We start from the raw sequence: 9,067 nt of genomic DNA, 5'->3' as shown, positions 1-9,067 counted from the left end.
GCCACCATGGTCAGCATCGTCCTCGCCGAAGTCACGGCCAGCGTTTCCGAACTGAAGCGCAATCCTATGGGTACCGTCGCAGCAGGAGACGGAGCTCCCGTCGCCATCCTCAATCGCAACGAGCCCGCCTTCTACTGTGTGCCTGCAAAGGCTTACGAAGCGATGATGGACCGGTTGGAAGACCTTGAGCTGAACGCACTGGCCGACAGCCGCGCAAGCGAGACTGTCATCAAGGTAACGCTGGATGAGCTATGAGCTCGCGTTTCTGGATGTTGCGCTAAAGGAATGGCGCAAGCTGGACTCGAATATCCGTGAGCAGTTCAAGAAGAAATTGACCGAGCGTCTCGAAAATCCGCGCGTCGCTGCCGCCCAGCTTCATGGATCCAAGAACCGTTACAAGATTAAGCTGCGCGCGATTGGCTATCGCCTCGTCTATGAGGTTCGAGATACGCAACTAGTCGTACTGGTGATCGCCGTCGGCCGGCGAGATCGAGACGCGGTCTATAAGGCGGCCGAAAAGCGATAGCCAAGATCCTCGACAGGGATCAGCCCCGCAGGCGTTATTTCGTCCGGCGAAACGCGGCAATGCACCGCATAGGCCTCGACGCCGCGGACTTTGGCGCGCTCGAAGGCGAGCGCATAGAATGGGTCGAGATCCCCGCAGATACGGAAACGCGAGCAGTCGTGCCGCTGGATGAGGTAGATCATCACCGCCCGGTGACCGGCCTCCGCCATGTCGCCCAGTTCTTCCAGATGTTTGGCGCCGCGCTTGGTGACGGTGTCGGGAAATTCCGCCAATCCCGGCTCGCGGCAGAAGTGGACGTTTTTCACCTCCACATAGGCATTCGGCAGCTCGCCGCCCAGAAGCAGGAAGTCGATGCGGGAATTTCTGCCGTAGCGCTGTTCGCGCAGGATCGTCTCATAGCCGCCAAGGCTTAGGATCAGTCCGGCGCGGATCGCTTCTTCCGCGAGCCGGTTCGGCAGGCCGGTATTGATGCCGATGCACTCGCCGTCCACCTCGACCATCTCGAACATGTGCCGGTATTTGCGGGTCGGGCTGTCATGCAGCGACACCCAGATTTTCGAGCCCGGCGTCGTCAGCCCGCGCATCGAACCGGTATTCGGGCAGGAGCCGGTAAACGGCGTGCCATCCTCGAGCACGGCGTCGAACAGGAAGCGCTTATAGCGCTGCAGGAGGGTGGCAGGCACCAGTGGGGGATCGAAGCGCATCTGCGAATAGGATCAGATGCGTTCCAGCACATAGGTGCCGGGCGCATCGGCAATCGCATTCAGCGCCTTGCCGCCCGGCTTGCGGGCAGGCACGCGCTCGTCGTCCTTGGCCTCGACCCAGGCATGCCAGTGCGGCCACCAGGATCCCTTGTTCTCTTCGGCGCTCGTCATCCAGTCCTCGTATTGGCCTTCGGCCTTGCCGCCGGTCCAGTACTGGTATTTCTGCTTGTCGGGCGGATTGACGACGCCGGCGATGTGGCCCGAACCGGTCAGCACGAAATCCACAGGACCGCCGAACAGCGAGGAGCCGAGAAAGACCGATTTCGGCGGGGCGATATGGTCCTCCCGGGTGGCGAGATTGTAGACCGGGATCTTGATGTCCTTCAGCGAGATCGTCTTTCCCGCGAGCTTCATCTGGCCCTTGCTCAGATTGTTGTCGAGATAGCAGTTACGCAGGTAATAGGCGTGGTTGGCGGCCGCCATGCGCGTACTGTCGGAATTCCAGTAGAGCAGGTCGAAGGGCATCGGCTCTTGGCCCTTCAGGTAGTTGCTGACCACATAGGGCCAGATCAGTTCCGAAGCGCGCAGCATGTTGAAGGCGGTCGCCATCTTCGAACCGTCGAGATAGCCGATCGCATTCATCTGCTTTTCCATCGCCGAAATCTGCTCCTCGTCGACGAAGACCTTGAGATCCCCCGCATGGGTGAAATCCACCTGGGTGGTGAGGAAGGTTGCCGATGCGATGCGGCTGTTCTTCTTCTGCGCGTGATAGGCAAGCGTTGCGGCAAGCAGCGTTCCGCCGACGCAATAGCCGATCGCGTTCACTTGGCGTTCGCCGGTCGCCTTCTCGATCGTCGTCAGCGCGAAGTCGATCCCCTCGCGCATGTAGGATTCCCAGTCCTTGCTTGCATGCCGCTCGTCCGGATTGACCCAGGAGATCACGAACACCGTGTGGCCCTGGTCGACGCACCACTTGATGAAGCTTTTTTGCGGGTTGAGGTCGAGGATGTAGAACTTGTTGATCCACGGCGGGCAGATGAGGAGAGGGCGCTTCAGCACCGTTTCCGTGGAGGGGTCGTACTGGATGACCTCGCAGACCTCGCTCTGGGCAATCACCTTGCCCGGCGTCAGCGCCATGTTGCGGCCGATCGCGAACTTGGTCGCGTCGGTGTGGCGCAGCCTCAGGTCGCCGCCTCCGGCGGCGATGTCCTCGGCAAACATCTTCATGCCGGCCACCAGGTTGGCGCCGTTGCTGGCGACTGTCTCGCGATAGACTTCCGGATTGGTGAGCGCGAAATTGACCGGCGAAAGGGCGGCGGTGATCTGCTTCACGTAGAAGGCGGCCTTGTGGCGCGTGTGCTCGTCGAGCCCTTCGGCTTCGTTGACCAGCTTGTCGGCCCAGGAGGCGGTGACCAGATAGAGCTGCCGCAGGAGGGCGAAGAACGGGTTCTTCATCCAGTCGTCGTCGGCGAAACGCTTGTCCTTCGGCAGGGTATCGGCTTCAGGCGGGACGGGCTGCCCCGAAAACTGATTGAGCGTGCGCGTCCAGATGCCGATATAGCTGGAGAAGAGCAAGGTTTGCGCCTCGAGCGTCCGCTTCGGATCCGAAATCCAGTATTCCGTGACCTTGGAAAGGGTCTTCACGAGGTCGGTCACCGGGTCTGCGACCGAATCGGTGATCTGCCCCCGTTCGCGCGGCCCGAGCCATTCCGATGCCGCTTTACCGAGGTTTTCCAGCGCCCGAGCAAAGTTCATGGCGAGCGCCTGCGGGTCCTTGACCACATAGGCCTCGACCGATTTGGGATCGAATCCGGGAAATTCCTGGCCGGCCTGCCCCTTATCCTCGGTCTTTTCCGCCACGCACGACCTCCCCACAGATTGTTAGTTGTTTTCGTTTGTACATTGTGCCTGAAAGCGAATACAAGTGCCAGCGATCGGCGCCTTCGGGTGCATTTGGTCGATGACGGAAACTGGGTTACGGAAATGGAAAAACTGAGGCATCGGATCGGCAGCTTACCGGTTTTTATCGGTCTTGGCGCGCTCTCTCTGCTGGCCGGCTGCAACAGCAACACGTTTGCGTTGGATGACGGCATTCCAAACACCGCACCGCCGGCCGTCATCGCTCAGACCAACACCGCGCCGCCACCCGGTCCGGTCGCCAGGCGCAACACCGGCACCTATCCGAGTTTCGATCCGACGCTGCGTGCCGCAGCCGAGCAGATCGAGGATGAGGATTACAACAAGGCCGAGCCACGCCTTGCGTCGCTCGCCCGCCAGCGCAGGTCGGGCTCCATCTCGGAAGCCGAGTACCAGCGCCGGGTTGCCGAATATCGCAAGCTCGCCGCCGAGCACGGCAAGGACGCGTTGGCCAACATCGCCAAGTAGTCCGACCCAACCTCATATCGGCAAATAGCACTTGCGTTTCGGCGCTTTTGGTCGCAAAGCAAAAAATCGCCAATCATGCGACACCGGCGCGTCGCGTTCGACGCTGCGCGCCCTCCACGGGGAGAAAGATGGAAGAGTTTCATAAAGTCCGACGCCTGCCGCCATACGTCTTCGAACAGGTCAACCGTTTGAAGGCCAGCGCGCGAGCGGGTGGCGCGGACATTATCGATCTCGGCATGGGCAATCCCGATCTTCCGACACCGAAGGCGATCGTCGACAAGCTGTGCGAAGTGGTCCAGGACCCGCGCACCCACCGTTATTCGTCGTCCAAGGGCATTCCCGGCCTGCGCCGCGCCCAGGCCGCCTATTACGCCCGCCGTTTCGGTGTGAAGCTCAACCCGGATACCCAGGTCGTTGCGACGCTGGGCTCCAAGGAAGGCTTCGCCAACATGGCGCAGGCGATCACCGCACCGGGCGACGTCATCCTGTGCCCGAACCCGACCTATCCGATCCATGCCTTCGGCTTCCTGATGGCGGGCGGCGTGATCCGTTCGATGTCGGTCGAGCCGGACGACAGTTTCTTCCCGCCGCTCGAACGCGCCGTGAAGCACTCGATCCCGAAGCCCCTGGCGCTGATCCTCAACTACCCGTCCAACCCGACGGCGCATGTCGCCTCGCTGGACTTCTATAAAGAGGTCGTGAGCTTTGCGAGAAAGCACGACATCATCGTGCTCTCCGACCTTGCCTATTCGGAAATCTATTTCGACGGCGAGCCGCCACCGTCCGTGCTGCAGGTTCCAGGCGCCATCGATGTCGCTGTCGAATTCACCTCGATGTCGAAGACCTTCTCGATGCCCGGCTGGCGCATCGGCTTTGCGGTCGGCAACGAGCGGCTGATTTCGGCGCTCACCCGCGTGAAGTCGTATCTCGATTACGGCGCCTTCACGCCGATCCAGGTCGCCGCGACCCATGCGCTCAACGGCGACGGTTCCGACATCGCGGAAGTCCGCAACGTCTACAAGCGCCGCCGCGACGTGATGGTCGACAGCTTCGGCAAGGCCGGTTTCGAAGTGCCGCCGCCGGCAGCCACCATGTTCGCCTGGGCCAAGATCCCGGAAAAGTTCCGCCATCTCGGCAGCCTCGAGTTTTCGAAGCTGCTCGTCGAGAAGGCTGACGTTGCGGTCGCCCCTGGCATCGGCTTCGGCGAGATGGGCGACGACTACGTTCGCCTGGCGCTCGTCGAGAACGAGCACCGCATCCGCCAGGCGGCCCGCAACATCAAGAAGTTCCTGTCGACGGCCGACGAGACGATGCACAACGTCATCTCGCTCAACACGCGCCGCTGACCGGAATAGAATTTCCGGCGGCCCGGACGGGCCGCCACCTCCCAGGCAATCAGGAAGAATAGCATGGCAGACGCCCTCAAAGTCGGCATTGCGGGTCTCGGCACTGTGGGTGCCTCGCTCGTCCGGATCATCCAGACCCGTGCGAATGAATTGGCAACGACATGCGGCCGGGCGATCGAGATTACGGCAGTGACGGCACGCGACAGGTCGCGCGACCGCGGCATCGATATTTCCGGCATCACCTGGTTCGACACACCGGAAAAGATGGCCAACGAGGCCGATATCGACGTCTTCGTGGAACTGATGGGCGGCGCCTCGGGAGCTGCTGCGGATTCCGTAAAGGCAGCGCTGACCCGTGGTCTCCACGTGGTGACCGCCAACAAGGCATTGCTTGCAGCGTCCGGTGTCGAACTTGCCAAGATCGCCGAAGAAAAGAGCGTGCTTCTCAATTTTGAAGCCGCCGTTGCCGGCGGCATTCCGGTCATCAAGGCGCTTCGTGAGTCCCTGACCGGCAATACCGTGTCGCGCGTCTACGGCATCATGAACGGCACCTGCAACTACATCCTGACCCGGATGGAGAAGGAAGGCTTGTCATTCGCCGATTGCCTCAAGGAAGCGCAGCGGCTCGGTTACGCCGAAGCCGATCCCGCCTTCGACATCGAGGGCAACGACACGGCCCACAAGCTCGCCATCCTGACGACGCTCGCCTTCGGCACCCAGATCGCCGCCGACGAGATCTATCTCGAGGGCATCAGCAATATCTCGATCGAGGACATTCATGCGGCCGCCGATCTCGGCTACCGCATCAAGCTGCTGGGCGTCGCCCAGCTGACCGACAGCGGTATCGAGCAGCGCGTCCATCCGACCATGGTGCCGCATGACTCGGTCATCGCCCAGGTCGACGGCGTCACCAATGCGGTGGCGATCGAATCCGATATTCTAGGCGAACTGCTGATGGTCGGCCCCGGCGCCGGCGGCAATGCGACCGCGTCCGCCGTTCTCGGCGATATCGCCGACATCGCCAAGAGCAGCCCGGGCGCGCAGCGTGTTCCGGTTCTCGGCACCCCGGCCGCGGCCCTGGCGCCCTACAAGCGCGCCCGCATGCAGAGCCACGAGGGCGGTTATTTCATCCGCCTGACGGTTGCCGACCGCACCGGCGTCTTTGCCAGCATCGCAGCTCGCATGGCGGAAAACGGCATCTCGCTGGAATCGATCATGCAGCGATCCAAGCCGGATGCCGCGGCAGATACGCCGAAGACCATCATCCTCGTCACGCACGCGACCACCGAGGATTCGGTGCGCAAGGCGGTCGATGCGATCAAGGCCGAGAGCTATCTCGTCGGCGAGCCCCAGGTGATTCGCATCGAGCGGCCCAAGGCTTTCTAGAGAACGCTCGATTCGAAAACCGGTCCTGCTGTTTCCTGTGGGAAACGCAGGAACCTTTCGGGAACGTCTGCGAAAATGAATGCCGCAAAGGCTCTCCGGGTGGCCGCTGAGGGGCCTCCGGACGTAGATTGTCAGTGGCAATCACGGTCGAGGAGGCTTGCGCGATCGCCATGAAGACGCGGGCTATGAATACGCGGAAAATCAACACGCGGAACAAGGGGTACCGTCTGAAACTCGGCGAGACCGGCCCCAGGCCGCATGGCTGCCGTCTTATCCACGCCAACGATCAGGCGAGCGGTGACGGTTTCGACGGGCGGCGGAGCTTTGCTTTCCTGCTTGTGTTCTTCGCGGCGGCGGCCGGCATCAGCGGCGCGGCATTCGTCTGGTCGATGCTGTGATCGACCGGCAACCGAAAGATGGCCAAATCCATCCGGCGATCCCGTCAAATCGATTCCTCTCGCTCTCGCGATACGCTAAAAGCGCTCCATGACCAGAATTTTCTCCGCGCTTTCGTCGACAGTGGAAACGGTTGATCCCGTCCCGCGCGCATTCCTCGGCGTCGAACGCTCCGCGGGCGACCAGCGCTGGGTGTCGCGTCTCGATCAGGCGGCCCAGAACCGCGCGCTGGCGATCGCCCAGATCCACGGCATCCCCGATCTCGTCGCCAGGGTGCTTGCCGGCCGCGGGGTTGCACTGGACGACGCACCCGCCTTCCTCGATCCGACTATCCGCTCGCTGATGCCGGATCCTTACACGCTCACCGATTGCGAGAAGGCGGTGATGCGGCTCGCCGATGCGATCGCCAGGCAGGAAAAGGTCGCGATCTTCGGCGATTACGACGTCGACGGAGCATCCTCCTCCGCGCTGCTCTACCGGTTTCTCCGCCATTTCGGCGTCGAGGCGGAAATCTATATTCCCGACCGCATCTTCGAGGGGTACGGCCCCAATCCGACGGCGATCCGCCAGCTGATAGCCAATGGCGCAAGCTTGATCGTCACCGTCGACTGTGGCTCGACCAGCCATGATGCGCTTGCTGCGGCGCGCGATCAGGGCTGTGACGTCGTGGTCATCGACCATCACCAGCTCGGCCACGAACTGCCGCCATGCCTGGCGCTCGTCAACCCGAACCGCGAAGACGATCTCTCGGGCCAGGGCCATCTCTGCGCCGCCGGCGTCGTTTTCCTGGTTCTGGTCGCCGCCGCGCGCCACATGCGGCAACTTGGCGATCCGCGCGCCAAATCGCTCGACCTGCTCGCCTGGCTCGATATCGTGGCGCTGGCGACCGTCTGCGACGTGGTGCCGCTGAAGGGCCTCAATCGCGCCTATGTGGTCAAGGGCCTGCTTGCGGCCCGCCATATGGGCAATGCCGGGCTTTCGGCGCTGTTCCGCAAGGCGGGGCTTGGCGGCCCCGTGACGCCTTATCATTTCGGCTTCCTGATCGGCCCGCGCATCAATGCCGGCGGACGGATCGGCGATGCAGCGCTCGGCAGCCGCCTGCTGACCCTCGAGGATCCGATCGAGGCGGAGGTGATCGCCGGCCGGCTGGACGACCTCAACCGCGAGCGGCAGGCCATGGAGGCTGCCATGCTCGCCGAGGCGGAGGCCGAAGTGCTTGCCGAATACGGCAACGGCGAGGGGGCCAACGTCATCGTCACGGCGCGCGACAAGTGGCACCCGGGTATCGTCGGGCTGATCGCGGCGCGGCTGAAGGAGAAATTCAAGCGGCCGGCTTTCGCGATCGCCTTCGATCCGTCCGGCAAGGGGACCGGTTCCGGCCGTTCGATCAACGGTTTCGACATGGGCCGCATGGTGCGCGCGGCGGTGGATGCCGGCCTGCTCGTCAAGGGCGGCGGCCACGCCATGGCAGCCGGCTTGACGGTCGAGCGCAGCAATCTAGGCCGCCTGCGCGCCTTCTTCGAGGAGATGGCGGGCGAGGGCGTGCCGGCACTGGTCGCCAATCACGTGCTGAAGATCGACGGCGCGCTTTCGGCCTCCGGCGCGACGCTCGAACTCTTCGACCTGCTCGAACAGGCCGGCCCCTATGGTTCGGGCCATTCACAGCCGGTCTTTGCCATCCCCGCCCACCGGCTGAAGGATGCCCGCTTGGTCGGGACCGCTCATATCAAGGTGACGCTGGAGGCGGCCGACGGCTCGCGCCTGGAAGGCATAGCCTTTCGCGCCGCCGAAACGCCGCTCGGCAATATGCTGCTCAATTCCCGGGGCGCCCAGATCCACGCCGCCGGCTGCCTCAGTGCCGACCAATGGCAGGGCACCCGGCGTATGCAGCTTCGCCTGCTCGACGCGGTGAAGGCGCCGTGAGGAACGTTCTGATTTTTCGGAAAAAATCTGCTGTTCGCGGAGAGAGGAAGTGGCACGCCCTAGGGGAGTCGAACCCCTCTTCCCAGAATGAAAATCTGGTGTCCTAACCGATAGACGAAGGGCGCGTGCGCTTCGTGGTGGCGCCCTTATAGTCAGGGTGTTTCTATCCCGCAAGCGCAAAATTGCATTTTCCAGCGCTTGCATACGCAAAAAATCGCATGGCTGAAAAACGGCATGCGAAAGCTGGATACAGGAATAAAAACAAAAGCTTGGGGGAGGTGGAAGTGGCACGCCCTAGGGGAGTCGAACCCCTCTTCCCAGAATGAAAATCTGGTGTCCTAACCGATAGACGAAGGGCGCCTGCGCTTCGTGGCGCTCTTATAGAGAGGGGATTTCTTTCC

Annotated in this window: 9 protein-coding genes and 2 tRNA genes; 7 read left to right on the top strand and 4 right to left on the bottom strand. The window is 62.5% G+C overall.

Going from position 1 to position 9,067, the window contains the following annotated elements; genetic code table 11:
- Nucleotides 1–6: 6 nt before the first annotated feature.
- Together PMI07_RS29410 and PMI07_RS29405 are read left to right on the top strand one after the other, a co-directional pair.
- Nucleotides 7–255, top strand: a complete 249-nt coding sequence (locus PMI07_RS29410) for a type II toxin-antitoxin system Phd/YefM family antitoxin (RefSeq protein WP_007760034.1) — start codon at nt 7–9, stop codon at nt 253–255.
- Nucleotides 245–526: a type II toxin-antitoxin system RelE/ParE family toxin gene (locus PMI07_RS29405; protein ID WP_007760040.1), complete on the top strand. Its 282-nt coding sequence runs from the start codon at nt 245–247 to the stop codon at nt 524–526. The genes PMI07_RS29410 and PMI07_RS29405 overlap by 11 nt, the downstream gene beginning before the upstream one ends.
- Here the strand turns inward: PMI07_RS29405 and sfsA are convergent.
- Complete coding sequence (sfsA, locus tag PMI07_RS29400; protein WP_024164266.1) at nt 502–1,230, bottom strand: DNA/RNA nuclease SfsA; 729 nt, start codon at nt 1,228–1,230, stop codon at nt 502–504. The two genes, PMI07_RS29405 and sfsA, sit on opposite strands and share 25 nt — an antisense overlap.
- 12 nt (nt 1,231–1,242) lie before the next feature.
- Nucleotides 1,243–3,090 carry a class I poly(R)-hydroxyalkanoic acid synthase gene (phaC, locus tag PMI07_RS29395; RefSeq protein WP_007758293.1) on the bottom strand — a complete coding sequence of 616 codons (1,848 nt, stop codon included), beginning with the start codon at nt 3,088–3,090 and terminating at the stop codon, nt 1,243–1,245.
- A 123-nt stretch (nt 3,091–3,213) separates the two neighbouring features.
- On the opposite strand from phaC, the gene PMI07_RS29390 reads away from it, so the two are divergent.
- From PMI07_RS29390 to recJ, 5 genes are all read left to right on the top strand, one after another.
- A complete protein-coding gene (locus PMI07_RS29390; RefSeq protein WP_007758295.1) occupies nt 3,214–3,615 on the top strand; it encodes a hypothetical protein in 402 nt (133 codons plus the stop codon).
- A 128-nt stretch (nt 3,616–3,743) separates the two neighbouring features.
- A complete protein-coding gene (locus PMI07_RS29385) occupies nt 3,744–4,961 on the top strand; it encodes an LL-diaminopimelate aminotransferase (RefSeq protein ID WP_007758297.1) in 1,218 nt (405 codons plus the stop codon).
- A 63-nt stretch (nt 4,962–5,024) separates the two neighbouring features.
- Entirely contained in the window at nt 5,025–6,347 is a 1,323-nt protein-coding gene (locus tag PMI07_RS29380) for a homoserine dehydrogenase (RefSeq protein ID WP_007758298.1), read from the top strand.
- A 185-nt stretch (nt 6,348–6,532) separates the two neighbouring features.
- Nucleotides 6,533–6,745, top strand: a complete 213-nt coding sequence (locus PMI07_RS29375) for a hypothetical protein (RefSeq protein WP_037088606.1) — start codon at nt 6,533–6,535, stop codon at nt 6,743–6,745.
- An 88-nt stretch (nt 6,746–6,833) separates the two neighbouring features.
- Nucleotides 6,834–8,666 (top strand): single-stranded-DNA-specific exonuclease RecJ, encoded by a 1,833-nt coding sequence (gene recJ, locus PMI07_RS29370; protein ID WP_024164265.1) that lies wholly within the window; start codon nt 6,834–6,836, stop codon nt 8,664–8,666.
- Between the two features lie 50 nt (nt 8,667–8,716).
- Here the strand turns inward: recJ and PMI07_RS29365 are convergent.
- Nucleotides 8,717–8,791 (bottom strand) — tRNA-Glu (locus tag PMI07_RS29365).
- Between the two features lie 160 nt (nt 8,792–8,951).
- Nucleotides 8,952–9,026: transfer RNA gene (locus tag PMI07_RS29360), tRNA-Glu, on the bottom strand.
- Nucleotides 9,027–9,067 lie beyond the last annotated feature (41 nt).

Origin of the sequence: Rhizobium sp. CF080 (genome assembly GCF_000282095.2) — a bacterium.
GTDB lineage: Bacteria > Pseudomonadota > Alphaproteobacteria > Rhizobiales > Rhizobiaceae > Neorhizobium.
This window is presented reverse-complemented; position numbering and strand designations above follow the sequence as displayed.